This is a genomic window from Streptomyces sp. NPDC016851 (assembly GCF_055562795.1).
Genome location: NZ_JBVHEP010000014.1, coordinates 1 through 21051, shown reverse-complemented (window position 1 = coordinate 21051; position 21051 = coordinate 1). Strand labels below are relative to the sequence as shown.

Below are 21051 nucleotides of genomic sequence, written 5' to 3'. Positions count from 1 at the left end.
TCTGCGAGCCTCATCGGCGTCGGCCCACCCTAAGGTGTCGCGCCGCGTGCGACAACGTCTCGTGGAAGACGCTCAGAAGGTCAGTACGGCCTTACCGACCGTGCCGGACCGGACCGCCGCGACGGCCTCGTTGATCTGCTCGAACGGGAAGTAGGTGATCATCTTCTCGACCGGGAAGCGGCCCTTGGCGTTGAGGTCGAGCAGCCGCGGCAGGAACAGCTGCGGCAGGCTGGACCCGGCGATGATGCCGGTGACGGAGCGCCCGTTGAGGATGCTGCGCCACTCGAAGCTCATCGACTCGCTCGGGCCGATGCCGATGACACCCGCGCGACCGAGCGGTCCGAGAGCCTCCACGGCGGTGCGCAGGACGTCCTCGCGCCCGGTCGTGTCGACCACGAAGTCGAACCCCTCCGGGACCAGGGCGGCCAGCTGCTCGGCGGCCTCCCCGGCCGAGGAGTCGACGGTGTGCGTGGCTCCGTAGCCGCGGGCCGCCTGGAGCTTGGCCGGGTTCACGTCGACGGCGGCGACGACCTCGCAGCCGCTCAAGCCGGCGGCGATGACAGCGGCCACGCCGACAGCCCCCGCCCCGAAGACCGCGATGGACGAGCCGGGGCGCGGCTGCAGGACGTTGAGCACGCCGCCGGCTCCGGTCTGGAAACCGCATCCGAAGGGGCCGGCCCGCAGCAGGTCCAGCGACGGGTCGATCCTCACGACCGCCCGCTCCGGTGCGACGGCATGGCTGGCGAACGACGACTGTCCGAGGAAGTGGGCGTTGACCTCCCGCCCCTCGTGGGTCACCGCGGTGGAGCCGTCAGGTCGGCGGCCGGAGAAGTTCACCGCGTCGAAGCCGCGGCAGTAGGCGGGAGAGCCGGTGCGGCACAGCGCGCACGTGCCGCAGGACGCGAACGACATGGCGACGTGGTCGCCCGGTCGTACGGAGGTGACGTGGGCGCCGACCTTCTCGACGACGCCCGACCCCTCGTGCCCGAGCAGCGCGGGCGTGGGAAAGAAGGTGGCGAACTCGAGGTCGGTACCGCAGATGCCGACGCCCGCGACGCGGACGAGCACCTCGTCCGGGCGGGGATCGTCCAGGTCCACCTCTGTCAGGACGAATGGCTGTCCGGCTTGCTCCAGCAGAGCGGCGGTGGCACGCACAGGGCCTCCTCGTTGCCTCACATTGCGAGACCGCATATTGACATGCGCGACAAGGTCGGTCAAGGTTCGCCCTATGGCGGCTGTTGACTTTCCTTCTTCCCAGCACTTCATCGACGGCGAGTGGGTTGCGGCCCGCGACGGCGGCACACTGGGCATCCTCGATCCGGCCACGCAGCAGGTGATCACCGAGGTGGCCCGGGCGGGCGGCGCCGATGTCGACGACGCGGTCGCCGCGGCGCGCCGCGCGTTCCCTGCCTGGGCGGCGACCAACCCGAGCGAACGCGGGGCGCTGATCCGGCGCTGGGCCGACCTCGTCATCGCCGAGGTCGAGGCCCTCGCGGCGGTCGAGGCCCAGGACGTGGGCAAGCCCCTGTCGGGCGGCCGGACGAACATCTACATCGCGCACGGCATCATCGACTACTTCGCCGGCGCGGCCGACAAGCTCACCGGCGTCACGCTGCCCACCCGCAGCCCCGACTACCTGGGCTACACGGTGCCCGAGCCGTACGGCGTGTGCGCCGTCGTCATCCCGTGGAACGTCCCCGCCGTGCTCACCGCCGCCAATGTCGCGCCGGCGCTCGCCGCGGGCAACACGGTCGTGCTCAAGCCGTCCGAGATCGCGCCGCTGGCACCGTTCGCCCTCGTCGAACTCGCCCGCCGCGCGGGCTTCCCGCCGGGGGTGATCAACGTCGTCGCGGGCCTCGGCCCCGAGGCGGGCGTCGCACTCACCACGCACCCGGGCGTCGACCACATCAGCTTCGTCGGCTCCACCGCCACGGGGCGGGCGATCATGGCGGCCGCCGCACAGAACCTCGTCCCGGTGAAGCTGGAACTCGGCGGCAAGTCGCCGAACGTGCTCTTCGCCGACGCCGACCTCGACACGGCGATCCCGGCGATCGTCGCCTCGATCACCGAGAACGCGGGGCAGAACTGCTACGCCGGTTCCCGGCTGCTCGTTCAGGCATCGGTGCACGACGAGGTCGTGGAGCGGGTCGCCGCCGGCATGGCCGACGTCAAGACCGGGCCCTGGGAAGCCGACCTGGACATGGGGCCGCTCGTCAGTGCCGCACAGTTCGCCCGCGTCAGCGGCTTCCTCGAGGAGGCGCCTCGCGAGGGGGCGCGGCTGGTCACCGGTGGCGGGCCCACCGGCGACGGGTGGTTCGTCCGGCCGACCGTGTACGACCGTGTGGACGCGGGCATGCGCGTCGCCCGGGAGGAGGTGTTCGGCCCGGTGCTCGCCGTGCAGTCGTTCCGCGACACCGCCGAGGCGACCGGGCTGATGAACGCGACGGACTTCGGCCTGCTGGCCTGCGTCTGGACCAACGACATCTCCCGGGCGCTCCGGCTGGCGAAGGACGTCCGCTCCGGGCAGGTGGCGGTCAACCAGTTCCACGACGCCGGAGTGATCGGCTTCCCGTTCAACATGCAGAAGGACAGCGGCTTCAGCCGGGGCGGCGGATACGCGGCGCTGCGCGAGTACACCCAGGAGAAGGGCGTGGCCATCCGGCTGCTGGCCCGCTGAGAGCGACACCATGGGAACCATTGCCGGGGCACGGTCGGAACCGGCCCGGGAAGGACCGGGGCCGGAGGCCTTGCTGGAGCGGGAACTCACCGAGGCGGTGCTCGCCGGCGCCGCGCGCTCGGACATACTGCACGCGCTTCGGCGGGCGACCGGTCGGCACGTGCGCCTGCTGTCCGCCGAAGGCGCGCCACTGGCCGCCACCGACAGCGGCGCGGGAGTGCCGCCCGCGGTGGCGGACGGCGTGCTCGCCGACGCGACCGGACCGGTGGTCCACACGCTGGACGGGCTGCGGGCCACGGCCCTGCCCGTGCGAGCGGGGACGACAGTGGCCGGTGTGCTGCTGACCGTCGGCCCCGGTGATCCGCGCGTGCGGGCGCTGGCCGGTGCCGCCGTCACCGCGCTGCTCATCGACGCCGTACGCGCGGGGGACAGCCCTGCCGAGGTCTCGTCGCAGCACACACCGGCCGACGTCATCGCCGCGCTGCGGTCAGGGACGGTGAGCCCCGAGGTGTGCACGGCGGCCGCGGGGCTGGGCATCGATCTCCGGCGACCGCCGACCGGTGCCGTACTGCACTACGGCGGTTCCCGTCTGCGTGCCTGGTCCACCGCCCTCACCTGGCTGGAGCACCCGGTGCGGCAGGAGGGTCGCACCGCGTGGACGGTGGTGCCCGACGAGGCCGTGCTCGACCGCCTGCGCAACCGGCTGCGTCTCATGACCGACGACGACTCCGCCGACCACGTCATGGCAGCGAGCGGTTCCCGTCCCGACTCGCCGACAGGCCTGGCGCGGTCCTTCACGGAGGCCGAGAGGCTGCTCGGACTCGCCCGGATCCGGACGGTCCCGCTGCTCACCTTCGACCGCTGCGGGGTCGTCCAGGTACTCCTGCCCCTCCCGCGCGCGCAGCTCGAGGCCTACGCCGAGGCGCATCTCGGGCCGATCCGGCAGCGTCCGGAGCTGATGGCGACCCTGCGTGCCTGGCTGGCCGAGAGGGGCAGCCGGCAGAGCGTCTCCACACAACTGCATCTGCACCGCAACTCGGTGGGCTACCGGGTGCGCCAGATCAAGAGCCTCCTGGGCACCGACCCCCTGCTTCCCGCCGCCTCGGCGCAGCTGCACCTGGCGCTCGCGGCCCTGGACCTGCTCGCCGCTGACGACCAGCGGCTGCACGGCGACGACGAGCCGGTGCCGACCGGGCGCTGAGCCGCCACCATGCCGCGCCGTCGCACGGCGCGGTGAGGCCTTCCACCGCGGTCGCCCTCACCTGCCTCCGCACCCTCACCCACCTGCCCCGGCCTGGGCTGTCAGCCCTCTGAATGGGCGATACACCAATGAAACCAAGATGTTCCCAGGGGGCGTTGACAGCACCGGCCGACGGGGGCAGAGTACCTCGCATTACGTTCCACCGCCTCGCAATGCGAGACGGCCCAGGGTAAGGAGGCAGTGCGGTGCGAGCCATGGTTCAGACGGATTTCGGCGGACCCGAGGCCGTGTCCCTCCGGGATGTCCCCGAGCCGGTCTGCGGACCGCGCGACGTTCTCGTCAAGGTCGTGTACTGCGGGCTGAACCGCCTGGACCTGCTGCAGCGCCAGGGGCCGGGCCTGGTCCCCGGGTTCCGGCTTCCGCACGTGCCGGGCATGGACTTCGCCGGGACGGTGGTCGCGACCGGATCCGCGGTCGGCTCGGTCGTCCCCGGTGACCGGGTCGTCGCGGATCCCACCCAGGGGTGCGGCAGTTGCTCCCGGTGCGCGGTGGGCGATCGTGCGTACTGCTCCTGCCCCCGGGTCCTCGGCGGCAACGCCCCCGGCGCTCTGGCCGAGTACGTACTGGCCTCTGCAGAATCGATTGTTCAGGTCCCCGAGTCCTTGCCGCTCGCGGCAGCCGTCACCCTGCCGACCGCCGCCGCGACGGCGTGGCACGCGGTGCACTCGGTCGGGTCACTCGCCGCGGGTGAGACCCTCGTCGTACACGCCGGCGCCAGCGCCGTGAGCCTGGCGGCCATCGCGCTGGCCAAGCGGGCCGGTGCCTCAGTCGTCGCGTTCGCCGGCAGCGAGGCCAAGCGGGACGCGGCCCGCACCGCCGGTGCCGACCTGGTACTGCCCAACGAGGACCCCGACGCGGCGAAAACGGTGTCGGTGTTCACCGGCGGCGCCGGAGCGGACCTGGTCCTGGACCACGTCGGCACCCACACCTGGCGCACCTCACTGGACTGCCTGGGCATCCGCGGGCGTCTGCTCCTGATGGGCAACACCAGTGGCGACCAGGTCTCGTTCTCGCTCCAGGAGGTCTTCCACCGCGGCCTGAAACTCCTGGGCACCGGCGGCTACACCTCGGCCGACTTCGTCGCGGCCACCTCAGCCTGCTTCGCCGACGGCCTGCACCTGCCCACCGCCGCGCGGCTCCCGCTCGAGGACCTGGCCGACGCCTGGGACGTGCTCGCCGCTCGCGAGACGATCGGAAAGGTCGTGATCGAGCCATGACGGACCTTCTGATCGTGGGTGGCGACGTCGTCACGATGGACCCCGCCCGCCGCGTCCTCACCGGTGCGACGGTCGCCGTGTCCGGGGACAGCATCGCCGCACTCGGCACCACCGAGGAACTACGTGCCCTCTTCCCGGGCGCACGGGAGATCGACGCGTCTGGCTGTGTCGTGATCCCGGGCCTCGTCAACGCCCACCAGCACACCACCGTCGACCCCCTCGTGCGCAGCACGATCCCGGACCACATCGGCTCGCAGGAGTCGATCTTCGACTGGATCGTCCCGCTGCACGCCCACGCCGACGGTGACGACGACGAACTGGCCGCGACCATCACCGCGATCGACTGCCTGTCGCGGGGCGTCACCACGGTGCTGGAACCGGGCACGGTGGCCTACCCGGAACGAGTCGCCGCCGGGCTCGGCACCGCCGGTGTCCGCGCGCGGGTCGGCGGCTGGGGCTGGGACGCCGAGGGCGTGCCGTTCGCCGCGCCCGCCGGGGAGGTGCTCGCCCGGCAGGAGGACATCGTCCGGTCCCTGCCGGCCACCGGGCCGGTCACCGGCTGGGTGACGCTCGTCGGCCACGACCTGGCCAGCGACGAGCTCTTCGCCGGGGCGGCGAGCCTGGCCGAGCGGCTCGATGTCGGACTGACCTGGCACATCTCGCCGGGACCCGCCGACATCGAGGCGTACGCCCTGCGCTGCGGACGCCGGCCGGTGGTGCACTTCCGCGAGCTGGGAGTACTCGGCCCGCGCCTGTTGCTGGGGCACGCCGTGTGGCTCGACGACGCCGAGGTCGACGCCGTCGTCGAGACCGGAACCGCGGTCGCCGCGTGCCCGGGGGCCTACCTGCGTCTTGCCCAGGGGTACACACGCGCCTCCCGCCACGCCGAACTGGTGCGGCGGGGCGGCCGGGTCGCCCTGGGCTGCGACGCGCACAACGCCGGAGACGGCCCGGACGTCCTCCTCGCCGCCTATCTGTTCGCCGCTCTCGAACGCGACCGTGATCTGCCCGACCCGGTCCGCGCCGAGCAGGCGTTCGCCCTCGCGACGATCGACGGCGCCCGGGCGATCGGTCTGGGTGAACGGATCGGCTCCCTCGAAGTGGGCAAGGCGGCCGACATCGTCGTGCTCGACGCGCGCGACCCCGCCTGGGTGCCCCGGGGCGACCTCGCCCGCCAGCTCGTATGGGGCCATGTGTCGCGCACCGTCCGAGACGTGCTGGTCGACGGCCGCGTGGTCGTCCGCGACCGGCGACCGACCGGCGTCGACCTCGCGGCCGTCGCCGCGGCCGCCGCCGAACGATCCGCCGCCCTCCTCAGGCGCGCCGGCATCACGCCCCGCCCCACCTGGCCCATGGAGCGGGCTGCCGACCGGTAAGGAGACCCGCCGTTGAACGTCATCGACAAGTCCGGGCTGCCGCCGGCGAAGAAGCAGGGCCCGCCGTCGCGACCGATGGTCGCCGGCCCGGACGACACGACCCGTCCGACGCGACTCCGACACAGGGGGCGATGCCGCGCCGTACGGCTGCCGCACACAGGTCAGCGAGGGCCGCCGTCGATCACGGTCATTCCCTCGGCGCCCGGCGGCCGGACACCCCGGAGCCGAAGGACGCCTGTCGACACCGAGCACACCGCCGCGTTCGTACGGAACGTCACGACCGGCGAGATTCCCGAGCACATCGAGGCGCTGTCCCTCGCACACTGAAACTGCGTCAGCACATGGCCGTCGCCGACCGGCGAACCCGCCCTCGCAGATCGCCGGCACGCCGTCGCCGGCCTTCATCCCCGCCCTGTGGAGCGCCGCGCGCACGAGGCGAAGACCGCGGCGGCCACAGCCCCTGCTTCCCGGACGCGCACATCGCGCTCGCGGACGCCGTCAGCATCACCCCCGACCTTCGGTCACGTCCGCCCCTGGCCACATCGACCCCACCCGGGTCCGAGCAGTCGGGCGGATGGCTCCCGTGGTTCGTCGCCGCGGGTGAGGAGCCCTTTCCCCACCAGGACCGTGTCCCCTGCGCCGGACTCGACCGGGCCGTCAGCCCCGCCCACTGATCCCCCCTACGCCACCTCACCGCCCCGCCGGGGCAGTGCCACTCAGCGAATGGAACCACGCACATGACTGCGAAAAGCACGCTCCGTCGTCCTCGGGCCGCGGTCGGCCTCGCCCTCGCAGGGGCCCTCGCGCTCTCCGGCTGTGCCGGCAACGCGGCGACGGCGCCCAAGGCGAACGCCCAGCCGAGCGGTGGCAGCGGCTCGGGCCTCAAGGAGCCCGATGTCAACGGCGACGGCAAGGTCGTCATCGGAGTCCTCAGCCCCGGCGACATCAACGACCACGGCTACTACCAGAGCTTCGTCGACTCGGCGGACGCCTTCGCCAAGGAGAAGGGCTGGACAGTCATCAAGCGTGGCAGCGTGCCCCCGAACGACGCGCTCAACGCGGCACGCGCACTGTGTCAGCAGCACGTCGACATGGTCGCGCTCGCCGCGAGTGAGCTCAAGACCGCCGTACCCGCCGCCCAGGACCCGGTCTGCGCCAAGACCGCCTGGTACATGCCGGGGCAGGCGGGTTCCGCCCCGATCCCGCGGGTTCTGATGTCCACCGACGACCCCAACCAAAGTATGTTCGCCGCCGGCTACGCCGCGGGCTTGAAGATGAAGGCAGCCGGCTACACCAAGGCTGGGTTCATCACCGGCACCAAGGCCGACTTCAGCGTCGCCGCCGCCAAGGCCTTCCTGGCCGGGATCCGGGAGGTCGTCCCGAAGGCCAAGCTGACGAGCACCTACACCGGCGACTTCAACGACTCGGCGAAGGCCAAGGAAGCCACTCAGGCACAGATCAGCCAGGGCGCCAAGGTCATCTACCCCTATCTCGGCGGCGCGACCGACGCGTCGGCGAAGCTCGCGAACGCCAACGGCGTGCTCACCCTCACCCCCGGCACCGACCGGTGTGACTCGGCCGGCCCGAAGTTCGACTTCTCGGTGATCTTCGACCCGGGTGACTACTTCCGCGCCGCGCTGGAGGAGTTCGCCAAGGACAACCTGAAGATGGGCACGACGCGGGTGTGGCAGCTGGGCGTCGACCCCTACCCGACCGTCAAGATCTGCGACCCCAAGGGCGACGAGAGCAAGCAGCTGGCGCAGTTCCTGAACAAGATCGGCAGCAAGAAGATCGACACGGCGGCCGAGGTCAAGCGCCTCGGCTGACGGCCGACACCGACGAGGAAGATCAGTCATGACACCGACAGCCTCAGCGGTTCCGTTTCTCGAGCTGCGCGGCATCACAAAGTCCTACGGATCCGTCACGGCCTGCGACGCCGTGGACCTCAGGGTCGACGCCGGCGAGATCCACGGACTCCTTGGTGAGAACGGGGCGGGCAAGTCCAGCCTCATGAAGGTCCTGCTCGGGCTGGTCCGGCGCGACGCCGGCACCGTCCTGGTGCGCGGCGAGGAGGTCGCGCTGAACAGCCCGCAGGAAGCGGCCGAACTGGGCATCGGCATGGTGCACCAGCACTTCAGCCTCATCAACGGGCTGACCGTGTGGGAGAACGTGGCGCTCGGCGACACCGGCAAGGTGAACAAGCACGCCCTCTGTGCCGGCATCGCCGAGGTCTCCGCGCGGTACGGGCTGCCGATCGACCCCGAGGCCCGCGTCGACGCGCTGTCTGCCGGTGAACGGCAGCGGGTCGAGGTGGTCAAGTGCCTGCGGCGCGACCCTCAGATCCTGATCCTGGACGAGCCCACCTCGGTGCTGACCCAGGCCGAGTCGGAGGAGTTGTTCGCCGTGCTCGGCCGCGTGGTGCAGGAGGAGGGGCGCGCTGTCATCCTCATCAGCCACAAGCTCGCCGAGATCGCCCAGGCCACGGACCGGGTGACGGTCCTGCGCAAGGGCCGTGTCGCCTTCCGGGCGGTCACCTCCGAGACCACTCCCCAGCTCCTCGCCCAGCAGATGGTGGGCCGCGAGGTGTCATTGGGCGAGGAGGGCGCCGCCCTCGGCCTGCTGCCGGTGCAGGAGGCACGCACCGGCGGGAGCGGGGCCCAGGACCGGCAGCAGCCCGTCCTGCGCCTCACCGGCCTCACCGTCGAGCAGCGTGGTGTCAGGGTTCTCGAAGGAGTCGACCTGACCGTGGGCGCGGGTGAGATCGTCGCCCTCTACGGCGTCGAGGGCAACGGCCAGGCGACGCTCGGCGATGTCCTCGCCGGGCTGGTCGCGCCGAACGCCGGCACCGTCGAAGTCGCCGGGAGCAGGGTCGACGTGACCCGGCCCGGCGCGCTCGCCAGGGCCGGTCTCGGCATCGTGCCCGAGGACCGGCACCAAAGCGGCGTCGTCCTCGACATGAGTGTCGCCGAGAACCTGACGATGAAGTCGCTCGACAAGGTCAGCGGCCGGTTCCTGCTGCGGCGGGGCGTGATGCTCGCCGAGGCCCGTCGCCTCGCGGACGAGTTCAACATCATCACACCGTCGCTGGACGCGCCGGTGCGCAGCCTGTCCGGCGGCAACCAGCAGCGGGTCGTACTCGCCCGGGAACTGTCCGGTGACACCCGCGTCCTGGTGGCCGCGCAGCCCACTCACGGGCTGGACGTCGGTGCCATCGAGGACATGTATGCGCGGCTGCGCAAGGCGGCCGACGAAGGCGTCGGAGTGCTGCTCGTCTCCACCGAATTCGAGGAAGTCATGGCCCTTGCGACCCGGATCGCGGTGATCTCCTCCGGGCGGATCACCGGAGTACTCTCCGCCTTGGAGGCGACCTCCGAGCGGCTCGGCATGCTGGTCGGCGGTGAGGCCGCATGAGTGCCGCCTCACTGATCAATCCGGACGACCTCGCCCGGCGCTTCCTCGCCCGGCTCCGGCCAGGCCGCGACGGCTGGGTGACAGCCGGCCTCACCGTCGCTTTCGTCGCCGTCGCCCTGGGCGCGTCCGCGCTGCTGCTCATGCTGACCGGTGCCTCGCCGAGCGCCTCCCTGTCCGCGATATGGACCGGGTCGGTGGCCAACGCCACCGGATGGACGACGACGCTGCTCAACATGGCGCCGCTGTTGCTGGTCGCGGTCGGCGCGTGCGTCTGCTCGTCCGCCGGCACGTTCAACATCGGCCAGGAGGGGCAGGTGCTCGTCGGAGGCCTGGCCGGAGCCTGGGTCGGGCTGCGGCTGGCCATGCCCGGCCCCATGCTGATCGTCGTGGTGCTGATCGCCGCCGCGGTCGGTGGTGGCGCCTGGGCCGCGCTCAGCGCTCTGATGCTCCGCTACCGCGGCGTCAACGTTCCGGTGAGCACCCTGCTGATGACGTTCCTCGCCATCCAGCTCGTCACGTTCGCGGTCAGCACACCGTGGGGCCTGCAGGAGACCGCGCAGGGCTCCTCGGGCATCGCCGACGCCCAGTCCAACCCCCTGCCGGCGAACGCCCAGCTCGCCAGCTTCGGGCAGTACCCTTCGCTCCAGCTCAACACGGGCCTGTTCATCGCGCTCGTCGCCGCGGTCGGCGTCGCCCTCGTCCTGACCCGCAGTCGGTGGGGCTTCAGGGTCCGCATGGTCGGACTGAATCCGCTGACGGCCAAGCACGCCGGTGTCCGGGTGGGCGCGCTCGGCGGATTCACCCTGGCACTGTCGGGCGCCTTCGCGGGGCTGGCGGGAGGGCTGCTGCTGGCCAGCCCGGTCAGTACCAACCGGCTGCAGACCGGACTCTCGGACAACGTCGGCTGGGACGGCCTGCTCGTCGCGCTCGTCGCGCGCAACCGGCCCATGGCCGCGATCCCGGTGTCGTTCGTGTTCGCCGTGCTGCGTGCGGGCGGCGACTTCCTCTCGGCCACCGGCGTGCCGTCGTATCTCGTCGACATCGTCAAGGCGTTGCTCGTCCTCGCCTTCGTCGCACCGCCCGTCCTCGTCGACCTCTTCCACGGGCGTCGCGGTGCCACCCCGCGGGCGGCGCCCGCCCTTTCCGTTGTCCCGGCCAAGACGGAGGCAGCCGCGTGAGCGTTCTGGACAGCACCACGACCATTCTCGCGAGCGGCGTCCGGCTGACCGTGCCGTTGGCCTTCGCCGCCTGCGGTGAGTACCTGGCCGAGCGCGCCGGCGCGATGAACATCTCCGTCGAGGCGATGATGCTCAGCGCCGCCTTCACCTCGGTCGCCGCAGCCAGCGCGACCGGCAATGCCACCGTCGGCCTCATGGCCGGCGTCATGACCGGCCTCGTCGTCGGTTTCGTGCACGGCAACCTCTCCCACCGGGCCCAGATCAACACCTTCGTCGTCGGCCTCGTGCTGAACGCGCTCGTGCTCGGGCTGACGAGCTACCTGATCACGACCGAGCAGTTCGCCTCGCACCAGGTCGGGGTGCTGTCGATCCCGCTGCTCGAGGACATCCCGCTCATCGGCAAGCCGCTGTTCTCCGAACGCTGGCCCGCCTACCTCCTGATCCTGCTCGTGCCGCTGACCTGGTGGCTGGTGGAGCGCAGCCGCTGGGGTCTGGAACTGCGGGCGGTGGGGGAGAATCCGCAGGCCGCCGACGTCACGGGCATCAAGGTGAACGTGCGCCGCCGGCAGGCCCTGCTGTGGTGCGGCGCGCTGGCCGGCCTCGGCGGCGCGTACCTCGCGGTCGGCGAGGTCGGATCGTTCAACCAGAACATGACCGCCGGACGCGGCTACATCGTCATCGCCGCGGTGATCTTCGGAGCCTGGCGGCTCGGCCGGACCATGCTCGGCTGCCTGGTGTTCGGCCTCTCCGACGCGATGCGCCTGGCGCTCCCCGCGCTCGGTGTCACCCTCAACGCCCAACTGCTCGTCGCGGCCCCGTATTTGCTTGCGCTCCTCGCCATGCTGCTGTTCACCACCCAGCACCGGGAACCCGCTGCGCTCGGCCGACCCTTCGCACGCGGGTCGGCCTGACGGCAGGACCCGAACAAGGCCCCCATCGGCCACGCCGCGTGCAGGCCCTCGTACGTCCAGTACGAGGGCCTGCACGGGCACGCCGAGAGCACGTGTCGAAAACGCCCCTTCCCATGACCGGCCTGCGTCGTGGCGCAGCGGTGTCAGCGGCGGCGGAGCGCCGCGGTCTCCAGCGCCGGAGGAGTATGGCCGACGTCGCGTGGATTGAGCACGCGGCCCGGCGCGACGAGTTCGTCGATCCGGTCCAGCGCCTCGGCCGACAGCGGCCGGTCCACCGCGGTGAGCTGCGTCAGGAGCTGGTCATGGGTGCGCGGGCCCATGAGGGCCGATGTGACGCCGGGACGGGCGGGCTCGCCCAAGGCGTACACGTCGGCCGTGTCGACGAAGTTGACCCCCGCCTCCAGCGCCGTCGACACGATGCGCCGGCACTCCGCCTCGTCGGTGTTGCCCCAGGCTTCCACCGCGGCGGGCGCGGAACCGATGTCGCGCGGGGTCAGTGTTCTCGGCGTACGCGTTGTGTCCGCAGCACATCGACCTCCGGGCGCGCGCAGACCTAGGCTCGAGGAAAACCGCACCACTCACTGGAGGTACCGTGGCCACCGGTCTCACCTCGGCCCGCTGGACTCACGTCGCGCTGCCGACCGGCGATCTCGACAAGGCGATCGAGTTCTATACCTCGCTGACTCCCCTGGTCGTCGTCGAGCGTTTCAAGGACGCCGACGGCGAAAGCGTCTGGCTCTCCAACGACAAGCAGGTCGAGACGCCCTTCGTGCTCGTCCTGGTGTCGTTCAACAAGGACAAGGGCACCCAGCAGGGCCTGCTGCACCCGTTCGCGCACATCGGCATCGAGGTGCCGACGCGCGGGGACGTCGACGCGCTCGCGGACAGGGCCCGCGAACTGGGCTGCCTGCACTGGGAGCCCCGGCAGATGCCCGACCCGATCGGCTACATCTGCGCTCTGAAGGACCCCGATGGCAACGTCATCGAGATCTCCCACGACCAGCGTGTTTTCGACACGGTCCGGCAGAAGTGGGGTTCGTCCTGAACGAAACCCGCGCCACGGTCCAGGCATACCTGGCGGCATTGAACGCACATGACGCCGACGCCGTGGCCGCCTGCGTGGCCGAGGACTTCGTCAACGAACACACCTCGTCGACGGGGCAGAGCCGCAGGGGCCGCGCCGCTTACCGCGCCGCGCTGACCGGGTTCCTCGAGGATTTCGTGGACCTGCACTATGCGCCCGAGCGCTTTCTCGTCGACGGCGAGTCGGCCGCGGTGCCTTACGTCATGACCTTCCGCATGCGCTCGGCGGGCGACCGCCCCGTGAGCGTCCGAGGCGTCTTCGTGTTCACCGTCGCCGACGGTCTCATCACCCGCCGAACGGACTACTGGGACAGCGGCGAGGTGCAGCGGCAGCTCGCGTGACGTCCCGGCCGGCAGGCCCGGAATCGACGCCTTGAGCCGGCAGCCTGCCCCCGTGACACCCCGCCCGCTCCTCTGCGGACGGGGTGTCAGGCTTTCCCGGACGGGCGATTCTCGTCTGTGCCCAGCTCGTCCGGATCTCCCGTGACAGAGACTCGGTCCACGCCGCGCCGCCGGTCGCGGAGCCGCCCCACCGACTGGTTGATGCCGGTCGGCAGGGCGACGAGTTCTTGCGTGACGTCCGGACTTTCCGGCCGGCTCCCGTGCGGCTGGCTACAGCGGGTTCAGCGTGTGGAACCGGCGTCCCTGATAGGTGAGCGGCTCCCCTCCGCCGACCACCACACCGGCCACCTCGATCAGGATGATCGTGTGGTCGCCGGCGGTGAGGCGCTGGTGCACGACGCCCTCGAGCGACACGGTGGCCCCGTCGAGAAGGGGTGGACCGAGCTCACCCGGACTGAAGTGCGCCACAGCGAACCTGTCGGCGCCGACCGTCGCGAACGCCTGCGCCACGGGGTGCTGGTCGGCCGCGAGGACGTTGACGGCGACCGACTCGGCCTGGCTGAAGGCCGGGTGGACGTCTGCGGTGTCGGCCAGACAGACCGAGATCAGCGGGGGGTCCATCGACACGCTGGTCACCGAGTTGGCGGTGAAGCCGTACCGCTGCCCGGCCACTTCGGTGGTGACTACACATACGGACGTGACCATCGAGGACAGTCCGTCGCGGTACGCCTGCGGGTCGTGGTGGGGGACCGGCCCGGAGGCCGACGGGGAGGAAGCAGATCTCATCATGTCTTGCCTTCGTTGAGGGATGCCCCGACGCTAAGATGGGGTGTCTCGTATGTCAACACGCCATCTCGCATGGATAGGGCAGTCGCTGGGCCGCGCGGGGCCCTGAGGGTGTAGGCGAGGCGTCCATGCGTCGGTTTTCGCTCGCCGCCCGAGTAGAGAGCGGCGATCCCCGTAGCGCGAGTCTCGACCGCCCGCTACTGCGGCACTCCCTCGGGCGCGTGCGCATCGGGCTGTTCCAGGGCGGGCTGCGGTCGGCTGCGGGAGCGCAGCCACCAGTCGCGCATGCCCCACAGGACGAGCGCGCCGTAGATGACGTAGACGAAGCCGGAGAAGGCGTAACCGTTGGCGAAGGCCAGTGGGACGCCGACCAGGTCGACCAGCAGCCAGGCGATCCAGAACTCGACCATGCCGCGGGCCTGGGCGTACATCGCGACGACCGTGCCGACGAAGATGTAGGCGTCCGGCCAGGGGTCCCAGGACAGAGTCGGGTAGGCCTTGAACAGGAGGGCCACAGCGACCGTGCAGACGGTGACGGCGCCGACCATCGCCGCACGCTCGCGCCAGGTGGCGAACCGCGGGGTGATCTGGCCGCTTCCGGACCGGCCCTGGTCGCGGTTCCACCGCCACCAGCCGTACAGGGCCACGGTCATGACGACGGCCTGCTTGCCCGCGCTGCCGGTCAGGTGGCCGAAAAAGGCCCCGAAGAGGATGAGGCCGGACAGGAACTGCACCGGCCAGGTCCACAGGGAGCGGCGCCAGCCGAGGGCGAGGGCGGCCAGGCCGAGGATGTTGCCGATCATGTCCGACCACAGGATGTGCTGGTCGAACAGGACGAACGCCTCGGAGTTAAGCCCGTTCACCGGGCGGCCGGGCCGGTTACGGACGAGTGAGGCGCGAACCTGCCGTCCGGCAGGTCGTCGGGTATCGGGTTTCGGGAGCGATCCATAGGCGACAGCTTCGGGCCGCCATATCCATATTGTCTAGACTTAAACTTAGAAGGCCTCACATGGGGCAAGGCGCCCGGTGTCGTCGGTGGCTTACTTCTTCAGGCCTGTCGCCGTGCAGTCGGCCGCGAGTGCGGGCGTGCATATGTCGGACACCTTGTACATGCCGTCCTCGATGACCGTGTCCTTGATGTTGTCCTTCGTCAGGGCGACAACGGGCACGAGATGTGCGGGGATGCCCTTGCGGTGGGGACTGTCGGCCCTGTCACGTGTGAGGGCGGCAAACTGTATGTCTCTGCCCTGGGCCCTCGCCACGGCCATCTCCGCGGCGCGTTCGGCCTCCTGCGGGTACGGCTTGTACACGCTCATGTACTGCTCGCCGGTGACGATCCGCCGCACCGCCGGGAGTTCGGCGTCCTGTCCGGTGATCGGCGGCAGGTCGGTCACGCCTGCGGCCTTCAGCGCCTCGATGATGCCGCCCGCCAGACCGTCGTTGGCGGCGTAGACGGCCTTGATGTCGTTCTTGCCGATTTCGTTGATCGCCTCGGTCATGTTCATCTCGGCGGTCTGCGGCTTCCAGTCCTTGGTGTCGAACGACTTGGCGATCGTCACCTTGCCGTCGAGCGCGAGGAGCGCGCCCGCCTTGAACTGCTGGGCGTTCGGGTCGGTGGGAGAACCGTTCATCATGACGATCTTGTCGGAGATGCCGGCGTCCTCACCGAGGGCCTGCAGCAGGGAACGGCCCTGCACCTCGCCGACGAGCTCGTTGTCGAAGGTGATGTACGCGTCGATCGGGCCCTCGGCCAGCCGGTCGTACGCGATGACAGGAATACCGGCCTCCTTGGCCTTCCTCACTCCGCCGGCGATGGCCTGCGCGTCGACGGGGTCCAGCAGGATCACATCGACCTGTGCGTTGATCATCTGCTGCAGTTGTCGTGTCTGCTCGCCCGCGTCCGCATCGGCGTTGGCGTACTCGACCCGGCCCTGGCCGCGGGTGAGGGACGCGACCTTCGCCTTGATGACGGGGTAGTGGAACTGCTCGTACTGGGGGTTCGCATTCTCGGGCAGCAGCAGCCCCACGGTGATGTCGTCGCCTTTGGTCGGGCTCGCGTCGCCGCTGCTCCCCGTCACGTTGAGCCCGCCGCAGCCGACGAGTGAGACGGAGAGCGTTGTGGTGGCTGCGGACATGGCGATACGACGCATCGGGAGCTCACTTCAGGCGCGATCCGGGCGTGGGTGCCGCATCGCGGCCCACCTGACTGAAAGCCGACACGGAGGCGCCCTCGGTGTCGAGCGGAGCCACTCTACGAGATGAGAGACAGCATCTCGCAATGTGTCCGATGGGGTGATGGTCGGACGGTGCCATCGGGCTTCCGCACCCCACACATCCGTATCGCTTGACACGATGCCATCTCGCATTGAAAGATGCCCGCCATGCGAGTAGTGACCACGGACGCCGGCCTGGGCCGGATCGAGGACGGGGCTGTCGCCCTGTTGAACACTGCTTTTCCGCACGTCGGAGCGCTCATCGAACAGGAGGGTTCGCTGCGGTGCCTGGCGTCGTGCGCGGTGCGCCGACGCATCCCGCTCGAAGAGGCCACGCTCGTGGCACCCCTGGGCCGCCCCCGCGCGGTGTGGGGCGTCGGGCTCAACTACGTGTCGAAGGCGGCCCGCACCGGACGCGGACTGCCCGAGCAGCCGATCCTCTACCTGGCCGCGTCGTCCGGCGTCGCGGCACCCGGCGCGCGGGTGGAGATTCCGCAGTCCGCGACCGAACCCGACTACGAGGGCGAGATCGCGGTGGTCGTCGGGCGCCGGCTGTGCCGGGCGACCGAGTCCGAGGTCTGGCCGGCGATCGCCGGTGTCACCGCGGCCAACGACATGACGGCACGCGACATCATGCGCGCCACAGGCACTCCCGCCCTCGCCAAGAGCCACCCGGGCTTCACTCCGCTCGGCCCGTCGGTCCGCACTCCCGAGGAATTCACCGACCGGGACGCGATCCGCCTGCGGACCCGGGTCAACGGTGAGCTCGTGCAGGACGACACGAGCGACGGGATGATCTTTCCGGTTCCCGATCTGCTCAGCAGGCTGTCGTGGTTCGCCGCGCTCGAACCCGGCGACGTGGTCCTCACCGGGACCCCGGCCGGCACCGGCCAGGACCGCGCTTGCTTCCTCGCCGACGGCGACGAAGTACGCGTCGAGGTGGACGGCGTGCTGCCCCTCGTCACCCGCATCGTGCGCCCCACGGACGCCTCACGACACGACCACCGGCTGACCGAACCGGTCAGCTGACCGTTCCCCAACCTCCACCCTGGAGCACACTTCGATGTCCATCTCCTCCCTGTCGTCGTACGACCTCGTCCTCGCCGGCGGCACCGTCATCGACCCGGCGTCGGACACCCACGCCCGGCTCGACGTGGCGGTCACCGGTGACCGCATCGCCGCTGTCGGGGAGGGCCTGTCGGAGAACGCGGCCCGCACGATCGACGTCACCGGCTCCACCGTCCTGCCGGGCCTCGTCGAGGGCCACACCCACATCTTCCAGTACGTCTCCGCCGTCGGGGCCCCCGCCGAGGAGGCCCACCTGCGCCGCGGCGTGGTCGCCGCGGCGGATGCCGGCACGGCCGGCGCCTCGACGTTCGCGGCCTTCCGCAAGCTGGTGGTCGAGGCCAACCCGCTGCGCATCGTCAACTTCCTCAACGTCTCGGTGCTTGGCCTGATCGACTTCAGGTTCGGTGAGCTGCTGAACCCCGACACCCTGGTCCCCGAGGACGCGCTCGCGACCGCCGAGGCCCACCCCGACATCGTCCGTGGCTTCAAGATCCGTCTCTCCGAGGACGTCGTCGGCGAGAACTGGGAGTCGCTGCTGAAGAAGTCCGTGGCGCTGGCCGAACAGGCCGGTCTGCCGCTGATGCTGCACATCGGTGAGACCTCGGAGCCGCTTCCCGTCGTCCTGGACCACCTGCGCCCCGGCGACATCGTGGCGCACTGCTACACCGGCAAGCCGTACGGCATCCTCGACGGCGACCACGTCCAGCCCGCCGTCACCGCGGCCCGTGAGCGCGGTGTCCTGTTCGACTCCGCCCACGGCAGGAGCAATCTCAGCTTCGAGGTGGCGCGCCGGGCGATCGCCGACGGATTCCTGCCCGACGTCCTCAGCTCCGACACCAGCGCCCGCAACTGGCGCGGCCCGGTGTTCGACCTGCTCACCAGCATCTCCAAGCTGGTCGCGCTGGGCGCGCCGCTTCAGGAGTGCGTCCGGCGGGCCACCGTGGCGCCGGCCCAGCTGCTCGGGCTCGACGCCGAGGGCTACGGACGCCTGGAGGTCGGTGGGCGGGCCGACGTCACGGTCGTCGACTGGACCGACGAGGTCACCCTGCCCGACGCCGCCGGCAACACGATCGTCGCGCCGCGCCTGGAGCCGACCGTGGTGCTGCACGGCGGCAAGGAGGTCGACATCGTGCCGTGGCGGGGTCTGAAGTCGGCGTGACACGCCCGCACATCCCAGGAGGACTCCATGAGTGTCGGTGACGTCCATCTGCTGCGGCGTCGGCTGCGCATGGCCCTGACGGCGGAGCGGCCCGCCGTCGGCACGTTCGTCAAGCTGGCCTCGCCCGACGTGGTGGAACTGGCCGAGGCGGCCGGGTTCGCGTTCGTGGTCGTCGATCTCGAGCACTCCACCCTCACCGAGCGAGACGCCCTCGACCTGGTGCGCCACGCCGATGTGTGCGGGCTGCCGGCCCTGGTGCGCGTGCCCGAGGTGGACGCCGCCGCGGTCAACCGGCTCCTGGAGGCGGGGGCAGCGGGCATCCAGCTCTCCATGCTCACCCGCCTCGCCCAGTCCGAGGCACTCCTGGCGGCGACCCGGTTCGCTCCGGCCGGCAGCCGGTCCGTGAGCCTGGCCAACAGGGCCGCCCGGTTCGGCGCGGCCCCGCTGGCCAGGTTCCTGCGCGCCGAGCAGGACGACCCGCCGGTGCTGGTGGGTCAGATCGAGACGGCGCGGACGGATCCGCTGCCGGAACTGGTCGCCGCCCTCGACGTGTGCTTCGTCGGCAGCACCGACCTCGCGGTCGACCTCGGCCTGCCGGCGGACCCGGCGGTGCTGGGCGCCGCGGTGGACCGGGTGAGGGACGCCGCCCGCTCCGCCGGGGTGGCGTTCGGCGGCTGGGCGCCGAACCGGAACGCCGCGTCGGACCTGGGACTCGGTGACGCCGACTGCCTGGTCGTCGGATCGGATCTGCAGATGCTGGCGGCCGGCCTGCGGGCGGCCGCCGGAGAGGAGAACCAGTGAGCACACGCAACGCGGCCCTGTTCCACACCGTCGTCAACTGGGACGAGATGCCGGTGACCCAGGTACGGCCGGGGGTCCGCCGTCGCGTCTACGCGACGGACGAGGTGATGATCTGCCACCACGAGCTCGAGGTCGGCATGACCCTGAACCCTCACCGGCACGAGGACTTCGACCAGCTGGTCCACATCGCCGAGGGGCGTGCGAACTACTACGTGGACGGGGTCGCACACGACATGCGTGCCGGATCCTTCCTGCTGGTTCCCCGTGGCAGCGAGCACTACGTGGAGCCGACAGAGGCCCCGTGCGTGAACATCGACTTCTTCGTCCCGCCGCGGGCCGACCTGCTTCCCTGAGCGGCGGAGCTCGTGCAAGAACGAAAGAGGGCCCACCGCATCGGCGGTGGGCCCTCCAGTGTCGCCGCAGCCGGGTCAGCCGCCGTTGGGCGCGTCTTCGGAGGTGCCCAGCCGCTGCGAGAGCGCGCGGGCGGTCTCCAGCAGCGCCTGGGCCATCGGCGACGTGACGTCGTCGGAAACGGTCGCCGTCGTGCCGACGATCGCCAGCGTTCCGCTGATCGTGTCGCCCTCGAAGATGGGCGCCGCGACCGTGCGGACACCGTTGACGGTGGGGGAGTTGACCGACAGGCCATGCTTCCGGATGGCTTCGAGCTCCTCGTTCAGCTCGGATTTGCGGACCGAGCGCGGCAGCGTCGGCACCTGCTCCGGGGGCAGGAACGCGAGGAAGACGCGTCCCTGCGCCGAGGACGTGAGGTTCAGGCGCGAGCCGACGCGGACGCTGATGCGCACCATGTGGTCGGTGTTGTCCACCGAGCGCACCACAGTCGCCGACTCGCCGTCCCACACCGACAGCACGATGGTCTCGTCGATGCGCCTGACGAGTTCCTCCATGTACGGCTCGGCGGCGGCGACGATCGGCAGGCCGGCCCGTGCCGCCGTGGCGAGCGTGAGTACCTGGGGGCCAAGGGAGTACAGCGAAGTGCGCTCGTCGTACCGCAGCAGGTTCGCCGCCCGCAGTGCCTTCGTGTAGCGGTGCGCGGTCGCCTTGCTCGCACCGAGACGCGCGGTGATCTCGTTGAGGCTCATGTGCGGCTTGCCGACCGTGAACGAGCCGAGGATCAGCGCCGCACGCTGCACCGTCTGGATCGTCGGCGCGGTCCTGTCCGGACCGTCCTGCTCGCCGGTACCGCCCTGCGCCTTCGTGGCCATGGAATTCTCGCTCCTGTCCGCGCCCAGTCAACGATGGGGACGTCAAATGAAACGCCGTCTTGAATGAAGCAATGGTAAGGGTCGTGTCATGGTGGTTCAAAGAGCGCTGGTACGCGCATCCACGTGAGCCGTGGGGGGGGGGGGGGGGGGGGGGGGGGGGGGGGGCGGCGCCCCCCCCCCCCCCCCCCCCCCGGGGGGCCCCCCCCCCCCCCCCGGGGGGGGGGGGGGGGGGGGGGGGGGGGGGGGGGGGGGGGTCGGTGATCTCGCCGCGAGGGCCCGTGCCGCCCTGTGCGCGGGTGGCGATGTGTTCGTCCGGCTGGCGGGGGACGCGGACGCCGGAGTGCG

The 21051-nt window shown here is 71.0% G+C and carries 20 protein-coding genes; 14 read left to right on the top strand and 6 right to left on the bottom strand.

Annotated features, from left to right (window positions below):
• Positions 1-72: 72 nt before the first annotated feature.
• On the bottom strand, positions 73-1155 hold the full coding sequence (locus ACZ3I3_RS22575) for an NAD(P)-dependent alcohol dehydrogenase (RefSeq protein WP_467367710.1): 1083 nt from the start codon (positions 1153-1155) through the stop codon (positions 73-75).
• Positions 1156-1228: 73 nt separating this feature from the next.
• Between ACZ3I3_RS22575 and ACZ3I3_RS22570 the strand changes: the two genes are divergently transcribed.
• From ACZ3I3_RS22570 to ACZ3I3_RS22535, 8 genes are all read left to right on the top strand, one after another.
• Complete coding sequence (locus tag ACZ3I3_RS22570) at positions 1229-2677, top strand: aldehyde dehydrogenase family protein (protein ID WP_467367708.1); 1449 nt, start codon at positions 1229-1231, stop codon at positions 2675-2677.
• Between the two features lie 10 nt (positions 2678-2687).
• Positions 2688-3878 carry a PucR family transcriptional regulator gene (locus ACZ3I3_RS22565; protein ID WP_467367707.1) on the top strand — a complete coding sequence of 397 codons (1191 nt, stop codon included), beginning with the start codon at positions 2688-2690 and terminating at the stop codon, positions 3876-3878.
• A gap of 254 nt (positions 3879-4132) precedes the next feature.
• A complete protein-coding gene (locus tag ACZ3I3_RS22560; protein WP_467367705.1) occupies positions 4133-5155 on the top strand; it encodes a quinone oxidoreductase family protein in 1023 nt (340 codons plus the stop codon).
• Complete coding sequence (locus ACZ3I3_RS22555; RefSeq protein ID WP_467367703.1) at positions 5152-6531, top strand: amidohydrolase family protein; 1380 nt, start codon at positions 5152-5154, stop codon at positions 6529-6531. Before ACZ3I3_RS22560 ends, ACZ3I3_RS22555 begins: the two co-directional genes overlap by 4 nt.
• Positions 6532-7268: 737 nt before the next feature.
• A complete protein-coding gene (locus tag ACZ3I3_RS22550; RefSeq protein ID WP_467367701.1) occupies positions 7269-8357 on the top strand; it encodes a BMP family ABC transporter substrate-binding protein in 1089 nt (362 codons plus the stop codon).
• Between the two features lie 28 nt (positions 8358-8385).
• The gene (locus tag ACZ3I3_RS22545) at positions 8386-9942 is read left to right on the top strand and encodes an ABC transporter ATP-binding protein (protein WP_467367700.1); all 1557 of its coding nucleotides are present in this window, start codon (positions 8386-8388) and stop codon (positions 9940-9942) included.
• Entirely contained in the window at positions 9939-11120 is a 1182-nt protein-coding gene (locus ACZ3I3_RS22540) for an ABC transporter permease (RefSeq protein WP_467367698.1), read from the top strand. Before ACZ3I3_RS22545 ends, ACZ3I3_RS22540 begins: the two co-directional genes overlap by 4 nt.
• Positions 11117-12031 (top strand): ABC transporter permease, encoded by a 915-nt coding sequence (locus ACZ3I3_RS22535; protein WP_467367696.1) that lies wholly within the window; start codon positions 11117-11119, stop codon positions 12029-12031. The genes ACZ3I3_RS22540 and ACZ3I3_RS22535 overlap by 4 nt, the downstream gene beginning before the upstream one ends.
• Before the next feature lie 143 nt (positions 12032-12174).
• Here ACZ3I3_RS22535 and ACZ3I3_RS22530 read toward each other — a convergent pair whose 3' ends face one another.
• The gene (locus ACZ3I3_RS22530; RefSeq protein WP_467367694.1) at positions 12175-12492 is read right to left on the bottom strand and encodes an aldo/keto reductase; all 318 of its coding nucleotides are present in this window, start codon (positions 12490-12492) and stop codon (positions 12175-12177) included.
• A gap of 131 nt (positions 12493-12623) precedes the next feature.
• Here ACZ3I3_RS22530 and ACZ3I3_RS22525 point away from each other — a divergent pair, with 131 nt between their 5' ends.
• On the top strand, positions 12624-13076 hold the full coding sequence (locus tag ACZ3I3_RS22525) for a VOC family protein (RefSeq protein ID WP_467367692.1): 453 nt from the start codon (positions 12624-12626) through the stop codon (positions 13074-13076).
• Positions 13061-13456 (top strand): nuclear transport factor 2 family protein, encoded by a 396-nt coding sequence (locus tag ACZ3I3_RS22520; protein WP_467367690.1) that lies wholly within the window; start codon positions 13061-13063, stop codon positions 13454-13456. Before ACZ3I3_RS22525 ends, ACZ3I3_RS22520 begins: the two co-directional genes overlap by 16 nt.
• A 270-nt stretch (positions 13457-13726) precedes the next feature.
• Here ACZ3I3_RS22520 and ACZ3I3_RS22515 read toward each other — a convergent pair whose 3' ends face one another.
• The 3 genes from ACZ3I3_RS22515 to ACZ3I3_RS22505 all read right to left on the bottom strand — a co-directional run bounded on the left by ACZ3I3_RS22515 (position 13727) and on the right by ACZ3I3_RS22505 (position 16392).
• Positions 13727-14245, bottom strand: a complete 519-nt coding sequence (locus tag ACZ3I3_RS22515) for a flavin reductase family protein (RefSeq protein ID WP_467367688.1) — start codon at positions 14243-14245, stop codon at positions 13727-13729.
• 194 nt (positions 14246-14439) lie between these two features.
• A complete protein-coding gene (locus ACZ3I3_RS22510; RefSeq protein ID WP_467367687.1) occupies positions 14440-15105 on the bottom strand; it encodes a nicotinamide mononucleotide transporter family protein in 666 nt (221 codons plus the stop codon).
• A 177-nt stretch (positions 15106-15282) separates the two neighbouring features.
• On the bottom strand, positions 15283-16392 hold the full coding sequence (locus ACZ3I3_RS22505; protein ID WP_467367686.1) for a sugar ABC transporter substrate-binding protein: 1110 nt from the start codon (positions 16390-16392) through the stop codon (positions 15283-15285).
• Between the two features lie 231 nt (positions 16393-16623).
• Between ACZ3I3_RS22505 and ACZ3I3_RS22500 the strand changes: the two genes are divergently transcribed.
• The 4 genes from ACZ3I3_RS22500 to ACZ3I3_RS22485 are packed head-to-tail and all read left to right on the top strand — an operon-like array spanning position 16624 to position 19836.
• A complete protein-coding gene (locus ACZ3I3_RS22500; protein WP_467367684.1) occupies positions 16624-17484 on the top strand; it encodes a fumarylacetoacetate hydrolase family protein in 861 nt (286 codons plus the stop codon).
• Between the two features lie 34 nt (positions 17485-17518).
• A complete protein-coding gene (locus ACZ3I3_RS22495) occupies positions 17519-18682 on the top strand; it encodes an amidohydrolase family protein (protein ID WP_467367682.1) in 1164 nt (387 codons plus the stop codon).
• Positions 18683-18709: 27 nt separating this feature from the next.
• Positions 18710-19483, top strand: a complete 774-nt coding sequence (locus ACZ3I3_RS22490) for an HpcH/HpaI aldolase family protein (RefSeq protein ID WP_467367680.1) — start codon at positions 18710-18712, stop codon at positions 19481-19483.
• The gene (locus ACZ3I3_RS22485) at positions 19480-19836 is read left to right on the top strand and encodes a cupin domain-containing protein (protein WP_467367678.1); all 357 of its coding nucleotides are present in this window, start codon (positions 19480-19482) and stop codon (positions 19834-19836) included. Before ACZ3I3_RS22490 ends, ACZ3I3_RS22485 begins: the two co-directional genes overlap by 4 nt.
• 75 nt (positions 19837-19911) lie before the next feature.
• On the opposite strand, the gene ACZ3I3_RS22480 is transcribed toward ACZ3I3_RS22485, so the two are convergent.
• Entirely contained in the window at positions 19912-20706 is a 795-nt protein-coding gene (locus ACZ3I3_RS22480; protein WP_020277388.1) for an IclR family transcriptional regulator, read from the bottom strand.
• Positions 20707-21051 lie beyond the last annotated feature (345 nt).